Raw genomic sequence first — 18,654 nt, 5'->3', positions numbered from 1 at the left:
AATTAAATAAAAGCTGATTATAACCTAATTTGGTTATTTTTCATACATAAATATATAATTAAAATTTTATTTTCTTTACTGGAATTTATTAAAATGTGAGAAATATCTCATCAAGAAATGTACGATATTCTCTTAAAGAATTTAAATGTTAATTTAAAAATAATACATTTTTAGAGTTAAAAATATGCTTACTTATAGTTATTACTTTTTCTGAGTACTCAAGAATTTCTTTAAGCTTTTTAATGATGATGCTCTAAGTATTAAAAAAAATAGGGAAGAGGTTACTTATAGAGTACAACTTTCTAAAAAAATAGTGAAATGGTAGAAATATCTGACTAGTTATGGTTTTCCGTAAGTGCAAGTTATCAAGAGTCATTAATTTTACAGTACAATTTTTAAAAATATAAAAATGGGAAAAAAAGAGGAAATATTGTGATTTCTTATGATATCGATCGACATCATACAGACGTGAAAGAAGCGATGCAAGCATTAGGGTATTACGATAACTGGTATTATGGAACTGGTAAAACCTACGCTATGCCCAATACTACCTTATGGCATAAATCAAAAAATAGCGATCAGGCAATATTAGATTTAAAAGGGGATTTGTAATCGTTTAGGTATACGGTTAGATAAAGCAATAGCTGTATTGGCAGATGAATTTGTAGGGGTTTAAAAGCTTATAGACTTCTTTATAAGCAAACCATTTGCAGTGAATAAAGTGAATAACACTGTTAAAAAAACACCTATATTTGCAAGCTAAATGTTGTCACTACGACAACTTTTTTTCTACCTTTAACGAAGAAAGAAAGCGGCAATGAAAAGAATACCTAGTGCGAGAATAGAAAATGTAATTTCAGAGATTATCGATCAATATGCCTTTGCCGATCGCTCTGAAAGACCTTGGATCATAGGCTTTAGTGGCGGTAAAGACTCAACAGTATTATTAAGTTTAGTTTGGATAGCATTAAAACGAATTAGAGAAGAACATCCAACACCATTTCAATTAAGAAGGCCGGTATATGTAGTATGTAATGATACGATGGTAGAAAATCCTATTATCGCTTCGTATGTAGAAGATGTACTATCACAAATTGATAAAGAAGCAAGAGATCAAGATTTACCAGTATTTGTAAGAAAAACGACGCCAAAATTAGAAGAATCTTTTTGGATTAATGTATTAGGTAAAGGCTACCCGGTTCCTAACAATCAATTTAGATGGTGTACAACAAAGCTAAAAATAAAACCTACTTCAGATTTCTTATTAGAACAGATAGATGAAAAAGGTGAGGCTATTGTACTTTTGGGTACTCGATATGAGGAAAGTAAAACTCGTGAACGTTCTATGAAAAAGCACGAGATAAAAGGTAAACGTTTATCAAAACACAACTCTACTGCTAATACCTATGTTTATGCTCCTATAAAAGATTTAATGCTAGAAGAAATTTGGTATATTATAAATTCAGTTCCTTCTCCTTGGGGTTTCGATAATTCGGTACTTTTTAAAATTTATGCAGATGCTAGTGCAGACGACTATGAATGCCCTACAGTAGTCACAAACAAAGAGCATACTTCTTGTGGGCAAAGTAGGTTTGGATGTTGGACGTGTACAGTCGTTAAAAAAGACAAATCCATGTCAGCATTAATAGATAACGGCCAAGAGTGGATGTTACCATTATTAGAATTTCGTAATAAACTACAAGATGAGCGTAACAACCAAGATAAACGGATGCCTAGAAGTAGAAATGGTAACGAAGCCATTACCGATGATGGTCGAAAATATGGTCCGTATTATCCTTGGTATCGTGCTCATTTATTAAGACGTTTATTAGAAATTCAAAGAGATTTGCAAGAAGAGCGTCCGCATATCAATTTAATTACTAATCAAGAGTTAATAGCCATCCAAGTAACTTGGAACCGTGATCTTATTTTTGATTATAATGTAGGTAAAATCTATCGGGAAATTTATAATAAAGAAATAAGTACGCAAAATTCTCAAAATTTGAATGCGATCGAATCTCGTATTCTCAAAGAAGTTTGTGCCGAAGAACCGGAATACTACCATCTTATTGATAATTTATTGAGTTTACAGGAAACAAAGAGTTTAATGCTTTCAAAATATGGGTTACATAATGATGTTGAACGTCGTATAGAAAGTTTCGTAAATCCAAAGTAAATTATGAGAATTAGCAATATTACCTTTCATAATTTCCGAATTTATAAAGGGCAAAACACTGTCAAATTTACGGAAGATAAGCTGAAAAATATCACTATAATCGCCGGGAAAAATGGTTTCGGAAAAACCACATTTTTAACTGCACTTATTTGGGGCTTTTATGGACGATTGATGGCGCAGGTAGAAGATAAATATCGCAAAGAAATAAAAAACTCTGGCGGCTACGAGCAATACTTACAAGAAACTTTTAATAAAAATGCTAGACAGGAATATGTTCAAGGGCAAACAGAAGACAAAGAATTTTTTGTAGAAATAACACTTACCAATCTCTCAATTCCCTCAATTCCTTGTAGAACTATAACAATCAAACGTTCTTTTAATTTAGAAAATAATGAAGAAAATTTAAGCCTTCTGATTGATGGTGATGAGAATGAATTAACGAAAGAAGTAGGTTACGAAGTTTTTATTAATGATTTTATTTTGCCTCGGGAAATTGCTAAATTCTTTTTTTTCGATGCAGAGAAAATCGTGAGCCTAGCAGAAGCTAAATCTAAAATGGAGCTTAGAAATTTAAGTAAGGCTTACTCTGAGGTTTTAGGAATTAAAAAATATGAGGAGTTAAAAAAGAACCTCGAAAGTTTACTCTCTAGATTAAGAAGAAATGGTGCTTCTCCAGAACAACAACAAAAATTAGAACAATACAAAACAAAAGAAGAAGAATTATCAAATCTCATTAATTATAATCAAGAACAACAAGATGAAATTGATTTAAAAATTACCACTCTTCGTCAAAAAAATGATGAGCTTCAAGAAAAATTAATTCGGGAGGGAAATAGTATTACCTTGGAAGAGTTAAAGGCTTTAAAAGGGGATCGGGATCAACTTAAAAATGAATCTAAAGAAATTAAAGCAGAGTTAAGAAGGTCTTTAGATTTAGCTCCATTAATAATTTCAGGAAAACACCTTTTTCGCCTAAAAAATCAATTAGAGTTAGAACAGAAAATTAGTGAAAGCTCGCTTAATAAAGAAATTCTAGATAAAGAAATTAACCATTTTGCTCAGGGCCTATTAGAAAAATTAAATACGTTAAATTTAGACCAGCAGCAATGGAAAGCTTTACAGGAAAAGATAAAAGAATCTGTACAGCAACAGCAAAATAAGGAAAATGAAAGCGTAGAAGGCAATATTTTATTAGAATTTACAGAAGAACGTTATCGTGAATTTCAAGATTTATATTCAACATTAAATTCTACATATTTAGAACAATTTAATCATATTGTTCAAAAAGAAAAAAACAATCGTATTCTATCAAATACAGTAGTAAGAAAAATTAAACAAGCTGAAGCTCGTAAAGGGAATCACTTAGCAAAAAAATACCGAGAAGCAAAAGAAGAAAATCAAGAACAATTAAACCGCTTAGATGAACAAAAAAATAAGTTGGTTTTAGAGTTTGGAAAACTACAGCAACAACAAAATTCTAACTTAAAATTGTTATCAGAATTTGAGATGAAGTTTAACCTTGCTGAAACCGATAAAAAGAAATTTACGGTCACTCAAAAACTTCTTGATAAAATAAATTTGATTATCAATCGCATTAAACAAGATAAAAAGTTCTCATTACAAAAATCATTATTATTAGGGTTACAAAGGTTAATGCATAAAAACCAATTTATTCATGATATTCAAATTCGTATAGAAGAAGATATCATGGATATTGATCTGCTAGATTATCAAGGGCAAATTATAGGCAAAGAAACTTTATCTAAAGGAGAACAGCAATTATATGCTACTGCATTACTAAAAGCTTTGGTCGATGAATCGGGTATAGAGTTTCCTGTATTTATCGATAGTCCTTTGCAAAAATTCGACAAATTTCACGCTGAAAATATTATTAAAGATTTTTATCCATCAATTTCGAAACAGGTAGTTTTATTTCCTCTATTAGAAAAGGAGTTATCAGAGGAAGAATACAAATCTATTCAACCTAATTTACAGCAAGCCTATTTAATTGAGAATCATCCTGATGGTTCGGTATTAAATAATGTTCCTAAGAATAGATTGTTTGTAGAATTTAAAAATAATACATATGTTTCCTCACATTAAAACGAGTAAGGCAAACCGAGAGGTAGTAGCTAAATTAACACAGCGTTTAAATTTAGGAACAGAAAATATGATTTCTCGTATCGCTTTAGTATATTCACTTTCTAAAGATAGAATACTTAATCTCAAAGACCTTAAAGATTCCGGAGGTAAAGAGTATGCAAAACAGGTATTACTGGGTAAAGAAGCTGATTATTATTTAGGCATGTTAGCATTACATTATCAAATACATATCAATAATCCAGATATGCCTAAATATGTGAAATTACACGTAGACGATGGTCTATCGCTTATTGATGAAATGTTAAGCAATCAGCAAAATTTAGAAGGCTTTGACTTTTTGGTAGAATTAATAGGGCAGGGCATCACACAGTTAAAGGAATAAAAACATACATGCAAAAGGGAGCTACGATAAAAAAGGCGATTTTAGAGGTACTTCAGAAAGAAAACCGTCCTTTACGGGTGAAAGAAATCTACAACCGCATTATTGAAGACGATTTATATCGTTTTAAAGCACAAGATCCCGAACACATTGTGCGTACACTGTTAAGGAGGCATAGCGTGAATATCGATTTTCCTTCTGCCAAAAAAAATAAATATTTTATTTTTTTAGATGATGGTACGTTCTGGATCAAAGATGTGCCTCATAAACAATTAGAGAAAACTAAAAATAAATCACAGGAACGAGAAAAAGAACAATACCAAGAAATTGTACAGCTTCATAAACGTTATACCACTAATTTTAAGAAAACGATTCTTAAACAATTGGCAAATATAGACCCTACTGATTTTGAAATATTCTGTAGAGAATTACTAACTGCTTACGGATTTAAAAATGTAAAAGTAACCCAAACTACTCGAGATGGGGGGATAGATGGATTTGGAGAGTTAAAAATTGGGCTGGCAACTATGCCGGTAGCTTTTGAGTGTAAACGCTGGAATAAAACAGTAGGCAGGCCAAAGATAAGCCAGTTTCGCGGTGATATTCAGGGCAAATTTCAACAAGGTATTTTTTTCACCACCTCTAGATTTTCTAAAGAAGCCAAAGATAGCTCTTTTCAAACCGGCGCAGTGCCTATTATTTTAATTGATGGTAACGGAATAATCGATTTAATGATCGATAAAAATTTTGGTGTAGAAAAAGAAGAGCTGCCGATTTATACCAGTGCAATAGATTTGATATTACAGAAATAGATATATGAAACATAAATTACAAAGTATATTTAATTTTAAACTTAAGGAAACCAAATATTTCTGGATAGCAATTATTTTAATTGGTACTATCGGAATTTGGTTGCCGTGTTTAATTGGTAATGGAGTGAAAAAAAGTGAAATACCCATATTGTTTACTACATATTATATATCTATTTATTTTTCAGGTTGTTTAGATAGTGTGATAAATAAAATCAAGTTTTTGCAGAAACCATCTCATAGCGAGGAAATAATTAATAGATTTTTGACTATAATATTTATGATTATAGTTGCGATTGCATTAGTGGTTGCAACCATACTTTTAACTGCGAATGAATACTTTTTTTTAGCAATTACCACATCAGTAATTGGTACACTGATCTCATTGGGGTTATGGTGGAATAATAATTGGGAAGGTGAAACTTTCTATCAAGATGTTAGGAATGACGTTAAAAAGAAGCATAGTGAAAATTGGTAGGATGAAAAATAATTATATACAAGCATTACCGGTAAAACAGAATAAACAAGATTTCCTAATTGGTGTTTATTCTATTAATAATATTTTCAAATTTACTCGTTATACTCAGCGATTAATAACTGGTTTCGATGAAAATGATCAGCCTATTTATAACAAACAAATTCAGCGGAAAATTGAGAAAGCAAGAGCCAATAAGATTGCGGACTTTTTAATTAATGATCCTGATGCCACTTTCCCTACAAATATAGTTTTACATATACCTGAAGAAGTCATTGATGAATACAATGAAAATGAAAAGAATAATTTTGTTGATATAAAGCTTGATCAAAAGGTTTTTTCGGAAATTGAAAAAAAAGGGGGAGATGTATTTATTTCGATTATTGATGGGCAACACCGAATTAGAGGAATAGAAATAGCTATAGAGAGATTGAAAAGTGATATAGAAATTTTAATAACTACTTTAAGGGGGAAATCATCGCCAGAATTAGAAAAAAAGTTAAATTATTTCAAAGAACGACTTCAAGATTTGTTAAACATTGAACTAGTAGTTACATTCTTTATTAATAAGACTTTAGAATATCAAGCTATGATATTTTCAACTATTAATCGAACTCAAAAAAGAGTGTCACAAAGTTTGGTGTATAGTTTATTTGGTTTAGACACAGATGATACGCCTCAAAAAACAGCTTTAGAAATTGTATTAAGTTTAAATGGTCATCCAAAATCGCCTTTCTATAAAAGAATAAAGCTTTATGGAGGTAGTTATGGAAGAAATAATAATCCACCGTTGTCACAAGCAACAATGGTTCGCTCTATTGTAAATTTAATATCTGAAAGTTTACGAGAATCTGAAAATGATCGTTATAAAAAACGAAAAGATTTACTTAAAAGAAGTGAAAAATCAAATAGAATATTACCTTTTCGTAAGTATTATGCGACAGATAGAGATGGTTTTATATCAGATATTCTATTCTTCTATTTCAATGAAGTAAGAAATGTATTTGAGCAAGATGATAAATATCTTTGGGATTTTAAAGATAATAATAGACCTTCTAATATTTTGCATACTACTGTTGGCTATTATGCTCTATTAGAAATTTTAGTTGATATTTTAAATGAAACTTCAATAAAAGAAAAATTAGATTATGAAAAAGCTCATTCTCTCTTCTATGAAAATTATCTTAATAAGATTCAAGAATTAGATGTTAGTGATCAAAACCGATATTCATTTAATCAACGAGGGAAAAAATATTTTTATTTAGATATGTCGTTAAAAATTTGGCCACCTTCAAATAATGATGATAAAAGACTAATCGAACTTAGAAAATTAGAAAATGAATAAGTTTGAATAAAAATTCGATACCACAACACTTTCATTATACTATACTATCAACTTTAATTTGATAATTGGTATTCTCGAATATTTATTTGATATTTTTCTATATCTAGTTCAGCTTTATAGTATTTAGGGTTTAAATTATTTTTTTTGCATTCGGAAATTATTAAACTTATATTTTCCTTTCTCATAGAAGAACCAAATATTATTTCTTTTAAAGAAGAAGGGTCATAAATTTCCTTTCCTGAACTTTTTCGAATGATTCGATATTCATCCTCATATTGCCAATCAATGGCTTTTGTAAAAAAAATCTTATCCACTATTTCTTGATCAGTATGAAGCCATGACCATATATCTTCGTAGTGAGATTGATACCTCACTTTTTTATAATTTCTAAATATTGATGAATCATTTTTACTCCATTCAAAACCAAAGCATACACCCTTATGATTATGGGTATAATGTGACCACATCAATATATTATTATTTTGTGTACTTAGTGATAATACACCTTTTTCATTATGTAATTTTTGCATGCGATGCGTTCTTTTCTTTGCAAAGGTTTTAATATAATCTTCATCAATTCTTTCCGATATTAAATTTATAGCATTACTCATCGTAATGCCTTCGTATTGCCCACTCTTCTTTAAACGCATTGCATGTTGGACGCGGGCTTGAGCCATTTGTATTTCAGGAATGCTTCCGTCATATCGTAAATGGACTTTTCCATCAAATGGATCATTAAATCCTTCAATTCCAGAAAAATAAAGCTCTTTATTTCTAATTATTTCTAAAGTTCTTTCTTTACTTTGTTCTTCAAAATTTCTAAATTTATATAAGATCATATTTTATCTTTATAACACTCAACCACTTGCTCAAAGGCATATCCCCCATATAGTTTACTAAGTACATTTTTTGAACGATCAGTTAATTGTTCTGCATTGGCAAAATGTTCTGTAATTATTTCAATTTCATTATTATTTAAATATTTATCAAGTTGAAAATAGTCCTGAGCTACTTCGTACATTTTAAATAAAATTTCATTATCACCCTCTGCAATTTTTTTTGTTACTGCAACCCCATAGGATTTTTGCAACCTATCCAACGATCGCAATTTAGAACCACCATTAATTCTATTTGAAATTTTATTTTTAACCATGTCAATAAAGTCAGCCCCTTTCATTGCATTAGTAATTCCAGGTTTCATTTTATTTCCATTCATAATTATTTCGGACCAAATTTGAAAGTCAAGTACAGAACAATCTAGAGCTTCAGGAAATTTTATTTTTAATAAAAATTCACTATTAAAAAAATTTATATCACCTAGTGTATTTATTATCTCTAGTTCATTTTCAATATTTATATCTCTCAGTTTACCACTTTGTTTCATCAAATAGATAAATAGCATTTCTTGACCAACAACAGTTCTTAAAACATTCCCATTTTGACTTTTAGCTAAACTTTTTGCCCAATTTGTAAGAGTTTTAACACGGGAGGTTTCACTTATCTCATATTGTTTGATAAAGTTTTTTACTTGTTTATCAACTTTGTCATTTCGTCTTCTAAGTGAATTTTGAACTTTTAAAGTTTCATGAGTAGCTAAAATAAAATTGAAAATTAGTTTTCTATCATTTTGACCATGATCTAAAATTGAATTCTTGATATTCTTAGTAAACCATAAGTTATTAAATACGTAGGTTGGTAATGAAATATATATAGAGCATTTTTCGAGTAATAAATTTGTTATAGAATTTGAACTAAACTCAAATGCCGAATCTTTACTACAATCTTGATTATAAATATTTAAAAGTAGTTTCACAAAATCCTTTCTGTCTTTTTCTTCTTCATCATCTGCAGCGGTCCCAATCAAAAATTCAGACTCAACATCGCGAATTTCTTCTAAATTCCGGTATTTGATATCCATTAAATTTTTGAATATATCAATTTCTTCATTAGACAATCCTGATTTAGCTAAGCGGTCGACAATAACTTCTCTTTCCTTGTCTGTAAGTTCTTCCGTTGATTCCTTTTTCTCAATTTCTTCTAGAATTGAATTATTTAACTCATGGCATAAGCTTCTAATATCTCTAGTTTTATCAACATCTTTAAATCGTAAAAGTATATTTCCAATTATATTCCTATGAATTGTCATAATATTACTTACTTCCCAAGGAAATAGATTTCTATGATTAGATAAGAAACCTCGTGATTCTTCGTCATCTTTACCGGATTCTTCTACTAAATAACGGCTCAGAATATTCTCTTCATTTAATAGAAAATCTTCTTGTTGAAGCATTTTCTGATAGTAATCAGAACTGTCATCCCCTGGATCATTAGAACCGAAAATCTTAGCTGTAATTCTACGATGTATATTTCTGTCATCTATAAATATTAGCTTTTCTTCTGATACTAATCTTGGCGTATTGTTAACATCAATGAATAAGGCTCTTGTAGCTTGTATTAAGTCAAGATTGGGTGAATTTTTGAAGACAACGAAAGTTGCTGGTATACTTATCCCATCATAGTGAGCTTCATTTTTACTGTCATAGAAGCTTCGGATAGCTTTAACTCTATGCTGCCCATCAATGACTAAGGCGGAAATTTTGTTTTTATCCCACTTTAAAGTAATAGGATGATCATATAAATATAAGTCTGTTTCACCATATTCTTTAATGACATCTATTCCAGCAATATCATCAAAACTATTCTGAGAATTATTAAAACTTTGGCTCGGTTCACCACTAGTTTTAGGTAGAAGGATAATAGTAATAGCTGGAAAAAATTTTATTTGTCTATGATTAGTATCTAAATATTCATTCTTAATTTCTTTTACTCTTTTGTCAGAAATATTTCTCTGTATAATTTTATTCATCCCCCATTTAGCATCAGCCTTCAGATCATCAACTAATAAAATATCTCTATTTTTCAGTAATTGAGAAATGGGTATAGAGGTGGTAAATACATTTGTGTCAAATTCAGAATTTAATTTTTGTAAGGAATGAATGCAATAATAGGGATTAGAGTGATCATTCTGTTGTCTAGGTTTAATATTTAGAGACATTTTTTTGATTTAGGAGGTTAAATTCGAATCCTATGAAAGTTCAAGAACTAAATAAAAATTCTATAAATGATTAGACTATTTAGTCTTGAAGCTATTTATCTTTTTTAAATTTATTGGCTAGCCGAATATATTTGATCATATCAAAATCCAATAGTTCACGTATAGTTACATTTAATTCTTTAGATATTTGAAGTAATGTACTAAAACGAGGATTTGTATTACCCCTTTCTATTTCACCTATGGTTTTTTTTGCATTACCAGTTCTTAGACTTAATTCTTCTTGAGAAATTGGTTTATTTGTTTTAGGATTTAGTATTTTTTCTCTCAGTTCTCTTATTCTGTATCCCAAAGCATTATTTTCATCTTTAAAGTTTAACTTTTTCATACTTTAAAGTTGAAAATTTCTTATAAATATTTAGGATACCTATAAGTATCCTAAATATTTTTTCGCTATATTTGTCTTACATACATATATTTGCAATTCTTCAAATATGAAAATATTAGAAGCTATTGCTTTGAGTCTCGATCTGAAAACTGGTAATTTTTAAGTACACGAGAGGATAAGTAACTTAGCTCACGACCGCGGCGTGGGCTCACTTATTCGTGTACAGGTATACCAGTGCCTCAGATCGATAAGTTGAGACCTGCGCCTTTTTCTTTTTTTAATAAGACAGGCCATAAGGGAGTTAATGAAGCTAAATAAGTTAGAACTTAACAGAGCTGAATTACAAAACCTGTGTTTATTGTTACAGTAATCATCTTTTAAAAATCAATTGTAAAACTTTATTCGTAAGGAAAAGTCTGGGATACTTCCTAGATACTCCATAGATAAGCCCATGGAATGTGCACGGTTTTTATAATAAAAAACCAATCAAAACACATTTACAGAGTGGTTTCATTTCAATCAATCGCAGTAAGAATTATAGGTATGTGTAATGGCAAGAAGAGTACCTGCGCCCGGGTCGGGTAAACTGTTTAAAACAAAAGCTTATGAGGTAAAATTATATCCATAAAAAAGCCCTCTCTATACTTTGGCGATACAGAGAAGGCGTGTATTAACTAAACTCAAATATTTAACTAATAACATTTCAAAAATATGAAATTTTTATTCAGATCCTGCCTTAGGCTAAGTATTTTCTTAGTGCTAAGCAGCTGGGCTATTCCTTGCACGGGGCAACAGCAAATATCGGGTACCGTAACCAACACCGATAAGATGCCCATCCCCGGGGTAAATATTACCTTTAAAAATAAACCCGGTGGTACAACCACTAATTTTGATGGAGAATATGAGCTTGACACACAAGCACAAGACAGCTTGGTATTCGCTTATCTAGGCTATCAAACGCAAACGATTGCGGTCGCCAATCAAGCACAAATCAATATTACGTTACAAGAAGAAGAAAACTCGTTGGGTGATCTCGTGATTAATGCCGGTTATTATACCACTACCGAGCGGGAACGCACGGGGAATATTGCCAAAGTTACCGCCGAAGAAATAGAGTTACAACCTTTGGTAAGCCCTTTAGAAGCCCTGCAGGGTAGAATGGCAGGAGTAGAAGTAAACTCTGGAGGTAACTTACCGGGATCAGCGCCGACAATTCGAATACGCGGGCAAAACAGTTTACGAACAGAAGGAAATTACCCCTTGTACATCATCGATGGGATGCCCATTAATTCAACGCCTTTAGAGAGCAACAGCAACCTCAGTTCTTCAGGCATCGATCCGTTAAGTACCCTTAACCTTTCTAATATAGAGAGCATTGAAGTACTTAAGGATGCAGATGCAACCGCCATTTATGGCTCAAGAGGAGCTAATGGGGTAGTGTTGATTACTACAAAAAAAGGAAAATCGGCAAAAATAGAAGTGCAAGCACGCGTATATACAGGAATCTCTACTTTTCCTAATCGTATTGATATGCTCAATACCTCTCAGTATCTTCAAATAAGACGAAGAGCTTTCGAAAATGATGGGGTAGAGCCGGATCAATACAATGCCTACGATCTGGTACTCTGGGATCAGGAAAGAAATACCGATTGGCAGGAAGAGTTTTTTGGGGGGAATGCACCTGTTACCGATGCCAATATAAGCGTATCGGGAGGTAATCAAACAACAAGTTTTAGAGTTGGAGGAGCTTATTTTAATCAGGGTACTATTTATAGAGGAGATTATAACTATGAGCGGTTTACTGGTAATGCTCAATTAAATCATCATTCCAAAGATCAAAAGTTTACCCTCAATTTTAAAACAAATTATGGGGTTACCCAAAATGAACTGGTCGGGTATTTAGACCTTACCAATACGGCTTTTAATTTAAGCCCAAATGCACCTTCACTATTTTTAACCAATGGAGAACTAAACTGGGAAGAGTGGGGTGAAGCAGGATTAAATAATCCATTATCGGGCTATTATAACCGTAGCCAAACCCGATCTAACAACAGTATTTCAAATTTAGGCCTTTCTTACAGTCCTTTGGAAGGCTTAGAAGTAAAGACAAGCTTAGGGTATACTTTCTTTACCAGTAGAGAATTGGTAAAAAGACCCAAAAAGTCTTATAACCCGTCCAGTTGGGAAAGTTTAGAACATCGCTCGACACATTTAGATCAAGAAAGAGCGTCTTGGATCATTGAACCACAAATAAACTACAATAAAAAAATAAGTAAAGGAACGATAAGTGCTATTGTAGGAGCTACTTTTCAAAAAAGTATAGATTTTGGAAGAGGTTTATATGGTGAAGGTTACGTGACCGAAAGCCTGATCGGAAATTTAACCGCTGCCGACCGCGTAAATTCAGTATCCTATAGAACTCAGGAATATCGTTATGCTGCTATTTTTGGGAGACTGGCTTATAATTGGCAAAAGAAATATTACCTAAACCTAACCGGTCGAAGAGATGGCTCTTCTCGTTTTGGTCCTGGTAAACAATTTGCCAATTTCGGTGCCGTAGGTGCCGCTTGGATCTTTTCTGAAGAAAGCTTTATGGATTCTTTAAAGTTTCTATCCTTTGGGAAGTTGAGAGCAAGTTATGGAAGCACGGGAAATGATCAAATTGGAGATTACGGTTATTTAGATGCCTATGAGGCCACTTCCGGTCCCGGAGGCCTTTATCCGATAGGCTTAGCTAATCCCGATTATTCGTGGGAGGTGAATAAAAAATTAGAAGTAGGGATCCAGCTTGGGTTCCTGAAAGATCGTATCAATGTTGGAGTAAGCAGGTATCAAAACAGGTCATCCAATCAATTGGTGGGTTACCCTTTGCCTAGTATTACTGGCTTTACTACCGTTCAGGCCAATTTAGGAGCCACGGTCGAAAATAAAGGATGGGAAATAGAATTTTCTAGTTTAAACTTTCAGCAAGATAATTTTAGTTGGCGAACTTCATTCAATCTTACGATTCCGGAGAATAAGTTAATTAGTTATCCCAATTTACAACAATCTTCTTATGCAAATACCTATCGAATCGGTGAGCCTTTAAATATTGGTCTACGCTATCATTATGAAGGGATTGATGATGAAACAGGGCTTTATCAGGTGAGAGATGTGAATGGTGATGATCAAATAGATTATCAGGATCGTACTTTAATTAAAAATAATTGGCGTCAGTATTTTGGAGGTCTTTCGAATACCTTAAAAGTTCATGACTTTTCATTGCAATTCTTATTTCAATATGTAAAGCAGGAAGGTACAATTTCAATGGTAGATGCCGGAAGCTTAGGAAATCAAAGAAGTATTGTTAGCCGGGCATTAGAGGGGCAAGGGCAGTTTCAAACCATTTCTCAATCTTACGAATCTTCGATTGCCTATTCTAATTACTTAAATACTGCTTTGCCCTATTCTGATGCTTCTTTTCTTCGGTTAAAAACACTTAGCCTGTCTTATCAATTACCCGAGCGCTTTCTCCCAGTAGTGGGCATTTCAGGCTTTACGGTTTTTGCCAATGCACAAAACCTGTTTACTTGGACTCCTTATGAGGGCTTAGACCCGGCTATGCCTAATGGAGGAAGAAGCTTTTCAGCCTTAAGAACAATATCTGCCGGGGTCGAACTTAATTTTTAATACTAAAATTTTTATTTATGAAATATATAATCATATCACTTCTCTGCCTATCCTTATGGGCTTGTGAAGATTTTGTAGAGATCGATCCGCCCAATACGATCGTGACCAGTGAAGTAGTTTTTGATAGTGATGAAACTGCCTTAAGTGCTGTTAAAGGTATTTACAATCAGCTTTATCCACGGGCATTTAGCTCAGGAGGGGAAAATAGTGTAACCGTCTTAGCAGGTTTATCTGCCCATACGCTTACAAATTTACGGGTAACCAATTTAGATTATATAGAGTTTAAAGATCATGCTTTAATGCCCGATAACATCAGAAATACGGCATTATGGTCGAGTGCTTATAATATCATATATATGTGTAATTCTGCACTAGAAGGAATCCGGAATTCATCAGCAATCAATGAAGAACTTGCTCAACACCTAGAGGGTGAAGTTAGGTTTATACGCGCTTTTTCTTTTTTTTATTTGGTCAATCTCTATGGTGAGGTTCCTTTAACATTAACAACAAACTATCAACTTAATGCCAGTTTAGAAAATAGTTCAACAGAAGCGGTCTACGAACAGATCCTTTTAGATTTAGAGCTGGCCTTAGCTCAATTGCCTATGAGCTATAGAGAGAATGATCGCATTTATGCGAATTACTATACCGCTTCAGCATTAATGGCTAGAGTGTATGTATACCTTGAAAATTGGCAAGAAGCAGATTTTTATAGTACTCAGCTCATAAATAATTCTGATAGTTATGCACTTGAGGAAGACTTAGATGATGTTTTTCTTGCCAATAGTGATGAAGCGATCTGGCAAATAACCCCTAGAGGATCAGGAAGCTCTATGACCTATACGAATGAAGGGGGGACATTCTTGTTTCATCCGGTATTGAGTTCGCTCACGAGAGTCTCTTTATCCAATGAATTTGTAAGCAATTTAGACACTAATGATTTGCGCTATCAGCATTGGGTGGGGTATCATAGTGGTACAGAAAATTACTATGCCCATAAATATAAAGATAGAAGTAGTATCGATAACCTAACGGAATATTCGATGGTTCTGCGATTAGCAGAGCAATATTTAATTAGAGCAGAAGCCCGAGCAAGACAAAATGATTTACAGGGAGCGATAGCAGACCTCAATATGATCAAAAATAGAGCAGGTATTGATCTGCTCTCAACATCTGATCCGGCAATAACGCAACAAACATTGCTTGAGGAAATTCTTGAGGAAAGAAAAGTAGAACTATTTACAGAATGGGGGCATCGTTGGCTCGATCTTAAACGCACAGGGAACATCGATGATTTTTTTGAGGGGGATTCTAATTGGGAAGCTAATGATATGCTATATCCTATTCCTGAAAATGATCTTATCACCAATCCAAATCTACTACAAAACCCGGGCTATTAAAATGACACAGTTAAGAGTTTTAATTTTGTTGATGATTAGTTTTTTCAATATAGCTAAAAGTGTTGGTCAAGAAAATGAGCAGGGAGATTTAGGTAATTTAGCTTTGGATCAATCGATCACTTATGGGAAACTAAAGAATGGGTTAACGTATTACATTAAACCCACGGAAAATGAGTCTTCAAAAATTTATATGAGACTTTATCTAAAGGCAGGTTTTGATAAGCAGGATGGAGATCAACTGGACATCGCTCACATGCTTGAACATTTAGCATTTAGAAATGGGATAAGAGATGATGAACAGCTTTTAAATCAATTAGGGATGACACGCAAAGATCAATTTGCCAATACGTCATTTAAGTATACCGAATACTCTTTTGATATTCCCAATACAAATCCAAAAGGATTAGACACAGGTTTTCAGTTTTTTAAAGATATCGCTGTTCATACAGATATGTCTTCAAAAGCAATAGATAGTGAAAGAGGAGCCATCAAGGAAGAGATTTACTACCGTAACGGGGATAACTTGCCACAGTTCTATTTAGAGACTAAATTAGATTCGTATTTATTTCCGTCAATCCACGATTACTCAGAAGTAATAGCACATTATAATTCTTTCGATGCAGAGGTAGTGAGACGCTATTATAGGGATTGGTACCGTCCCGAACTGATGGCTGTAGTTGTTGCAGGTGCTATAACACAACCTGAAAAGATTGAAGAAAAGTTAAAAGAATTTTTTAAAAGTCTGAAAAATGAGAAGGGAAATCGGGAACTTCTGGATAAAGACTCATTATTTTTTAAGTCAAAACCTAACTTCAAGTCCATTCAGAAACAACCATCAACTCAAGAATTTGTTATTGAGAAATCAGAGTTGACTTTATTTTATAGAGATTCAATTACCTATCATAACTTAGGTAATTACTTAGGGCTCTCAAGACTTCAATATTGGGGTATGCTGCAACAAATTCTAAATCACAGAATACAAGAGGCTTTACAAGTTTATAATCCTAAATATCAGGCAGTCATTAGTTATTCTGAAAATGAGATGTATCCGATGGGTCTGCATTTAAAACTTTCAATTCTAAATAACTACGAACAAGAAGCGCTTCAACAGGTCATCGGTATTATTAAAAATTTAAAACAAAATGGTATTGAAGAAGATGAATATAAAAAAATTATGAATAGTCTCATGCCACCATCGAGGGCTTCTGTAAATAAGGATGATTTCTACTGGATAAAGGAAATACGCAGACACTTTGTAGCCAATGAGGCTTTACCGGAAGAAAAAGAGAAATTTCTGACTGAAAATTTAAAAAAAACATCACTTTCAGATTTTAATTCATTTATTCATCGGAACCTAAAATTATATCCCGATGATTTAGGGATTATTTCAACTGCTAAAATTGATTCATTAACTTTAAAAAAATGGATAGAAACTTCACCAGTTCCAAAACGTAAAGAAAGATGGGCCAAAAAAGATATTGAATGCTTAAAAATTGAGGTAAATTCTAATCAAAAAAGTGTGCCCATTGATTACCGATATGATAAAAAATTGAAAGTTGGTGAATATACCTTAGCTAATGGTATAAAGGTAATTATAGATCACCAACAAGTTCAGGATGATGTAACTCGACTGCACGGCTTTACCGGTTATGGAGCAGCTAGTTTCTCACCAAAAAATTATTACTCTGCCATTAACAGCCCTGATATTATTAATAATAGTGGAATAGCTTGTTTAAATAAATTTGAACTAAAAGACTATCTGTCAACGACAAGTTTATGGAAATTACCACAACCCTATATCTCTTATCAAGAGAGTGGTATTAAAGCAGTATCCGAAACTAAGGATTTGGAATTAATGTTGAAGTTGACTTCCTTGTACTTTACTCAAGTGAATAAAGATAAGGAAGCTTATAAGGATTGGAAATTTCTTCAATTGCAAAAATTTTCTAACCCACCGTTTAGTTTAGGTTCCGCTAGTTTAAAAGATACAATCCGTAATTTAACGGGTGACTTTACTAAAAACCCTATCGGTAGGCAACGATATCAGGGTATATTCAAAACCGATTTTGACAATGCCTATGATATCTACAATAAATTGTTTTCTAATGCTAAACGATTTACATTTTTAATCACCGGGTTGCAGGATATCAGTAAAAATTTAGCCTTGATAAATAAGTATCTTGGAAGTATTCCTACAGAAGAAAAATTACATTTTCAAAATGTAAGAAATCTAATAGAGAGTACATCATTAACTCAAGGGGAACCAGTAATATTTCCTCAAAATGATAATCAAAATAACAGAACCAGCTTAGTAGTGAGTTTCTTAATGCCTAATAAATATAGTGTTAGTAGTAATCAAATTTTTCATTTGGAAACTCAATTAGAGCTGTTGGCTAGAATCATAAAGGCTAAAATTACTGAATTAAGATATAAAAAAGGGTTTCCTTTATATGATTATGCAACAGTCGGAAAGTTTAACGAGGCTATGAATCGTTTTGAGTTTGAAATTCAAGTCAATTCACAGGATAGTAAAATTAAAGAGTTACGAAAGGAATTAGATTTTATATTAAAAAATATTTCTGAAGATTTATCCGAAGATATATTCCATCAGGAGAAGAAGCGAATAATTCAAGGAATTGATTTTAAACAGGAGTTCTTGAATGAAAGAGAAAAAAAATTATATAACTATTACAGATATCAAAAACCTTTGATCAGTATCCAACAACATAAAAATTACCTTACTGATCTAAAACTAGAAGATTTCTTAAAAGATATGACTAATTTTATCGAACAAAATAGTAAAATGGAATTTATATTCTTGTAAAACTATAGTAAATAATAAAAGCACTGGAGATTTT

The 18,654-nt window shown here is 32.4% G+C and carries 12 protein-coding genes; 9 read left to right on the top strand and 3 right to left on the bottom strand.

The annotated features are described in order from the left end of the window. Positions 1 to 817 precede the first annotated feature (817 nt). From dndC to G551_RS0102105, 6 genes are read left to right on the top strand one after another with little or no spacing between them, the layout of a single operon-like run. Positions 818 to 2,176, top strand: coding sequence for a DNA phosphorothioation system sulfurtransferase DndC (dndC, locus tag G551_RS0102130; RefSeq protein ID WP_189394875.1), 1,359 nt, complete (start codon positions 818 to 820; stop codon positions 2,174 to 2,176). A gap of 3 nt (positions 2,177 to 2,179) precedes the next feature. Further along, positions 2,180 to 4,279, top strand: a complete 2,100-nt coding sequence (dndD, locus tag G551_RS15260; RefSeq protein ID WP_051191192.1) for a DNA sulfur modification protein DndD — start codon at positions 2,180 to 2,182, stop codon at positions 4,277 to 4,279. Then, positions 4,263 to 4,661, top strand: a complete 399-nt coding sequence (locus G551_RS0102120) for a DndE family protein (protein ID WP_027884015.1) — start codon at positions 4,263 to 4,265, stop codon at positions 4,659 to 4,661. The genes dndD and G551_RS0102120 overlap by 17 nt, the downstream gene beginning before the upstream one ends. A gap of 8 nt (positions 4,662 to 4,669) precedes the next feature. Beyond that, positions 4,670 to 5,470: a restriction endonuclease gene (locus tag G551_RS0102115; RefSeq protein ID WP_027884014.1), complete on the top strand. Its 801-nt coding sequence runs from the start codon at positions 4,670 to 4,672 to the stop codon at positions 5,468 to 5,470. A 4-nt stretch (positions 5,471 to 5,474) separates the two neighbouring features. Then, on the top strand, positions 5,475 to 5,945 hold the full coding sequence (locus tag G551_RS0102110) for a hypothetical protein (protein WP_027884013.1): 471 nt from the start codon (positions 5,475 to 5,477) through the stop codon (positions 5,943 to 5,945). Between the two features lies 1 nt (position 5,946). After that, positions 5,947 to 7,287, top strand: a complete 1,341-nt coding sequence (locus G551_RS0102105) for a DGQHR domain-containing protein (RefSeq protein WP_027884012.1) — start codon at positions 5,947 to 5,949, stop codon at positions 7,285 to 7,287. Between the two features lie 53 nt (positions 7,288 to 7,340). Here the strand turns inward: G551_RS0102105 and G551_RS0102100 are convergent, their stop codons facing one another. From G551_RS0102100 to G551_RS15255, 3 genes are all read right to left on the bottom strand, one after another. Further along, positions 7,341 to 8,126: a DUF2971 domain-containing protein gene (locus tag G551_RS0102100; RefSeq protein ID WP_027884011.1), complete on the bottom strand. Its 786-nt coding sequence runs from the start codon at positions 8,124 to 8,126 to the stop codon at positions 7,341 to 7,343. Continuing rightward, a complete protein-coding gene (locus G551_RS0102095; protein WP_027884010.1) occupies positions 8,123 to 10,342 on the bottom strand; it encodes a ParB N-terminal domain-containing protein in 2,220 nt (739 codons plus the stop codon). Before G551_RS0102095 ends, G551_RS0102100 begins: the two co-directional genes overlap by 4 nt. Before the next feature lie 91 nt (positions 10,343 to 10,433). After that, positions 10,434 to 10,727 (bottom strand): helix-turn-helix domain-containing protein, encoded by a 294-nt coding sequence (locus G551_RS15255; protein WP_051191190.1) that lies wholly within the window; start codon positions 10,725 to 10,727, stop codon positions 10,434 to 10,436. 711 nt (positions 10,728 to 11,438) lie between these two features. Here G551_RS15255 and G551_RS15250 point away from each other — a divergent pair. The 3 genes from G551_RS15250 to G551_RS0102075 are packed head-to-tail and all read left to right on the top strand — an operon-like array spanning position 11,439 to position 18,620. Further along, a complete protein-coding gene (locus tag G551_RS15250; protein WP_084626358.1) occupies positions 11,439 to 14,396 on the top strand; it encodes a SusC/RagA family TonB-linked outer membrane protein in 2,958 nt (985 codons plus the stop codon). 17 nt (positions 14,397 to 14,413) lie between these two features. Continuing rightward, positions 14,414 to 15,796, top strand: coding sequence for a RagB/SusD family nutrient uptake outer membrane protein (locus G551_RS0102080; RefSeq protein ID WP_036243106.1), 1,383 nt, complete (start codon positions 14,414 to 14,416; stop codon positions 15,794 to 15,796). A 1-nt stretch (position 15,797) separates the two neighbouring features. Beyond that, the gene (locus G551_RS0102075) at positions 15,798 to 18,620 is read left to right on the top strand and encodes a M16 family metallopeptidase (RefSeq protein ID WP_169558805.1); all 2,823 of its coding nucleotides are present in this window, start codon (positions 15,798 to 15,800) and stop codon (positions 18,618 to 18,620) included. Positions 18,621 to 18,654 lie beyond the last annotated feature (34 nt).

Origin of the sequence: Mesonia mobilis DSM 19841 (assembly GCF_000423405.1) — a bacterium.
GTDB classification, from domain to species: Bacteria; Bacteroidota; Bacteroidia; order Flavobacteriales; family Flavobacteriaceae; genus Mesonia; species Mesonia mobilis.
The sequence above is the reverse complement of the archived record's forward strand: the minus strand, read 5'-3'. Positions and strand labels throughout refer to the sequence as shown.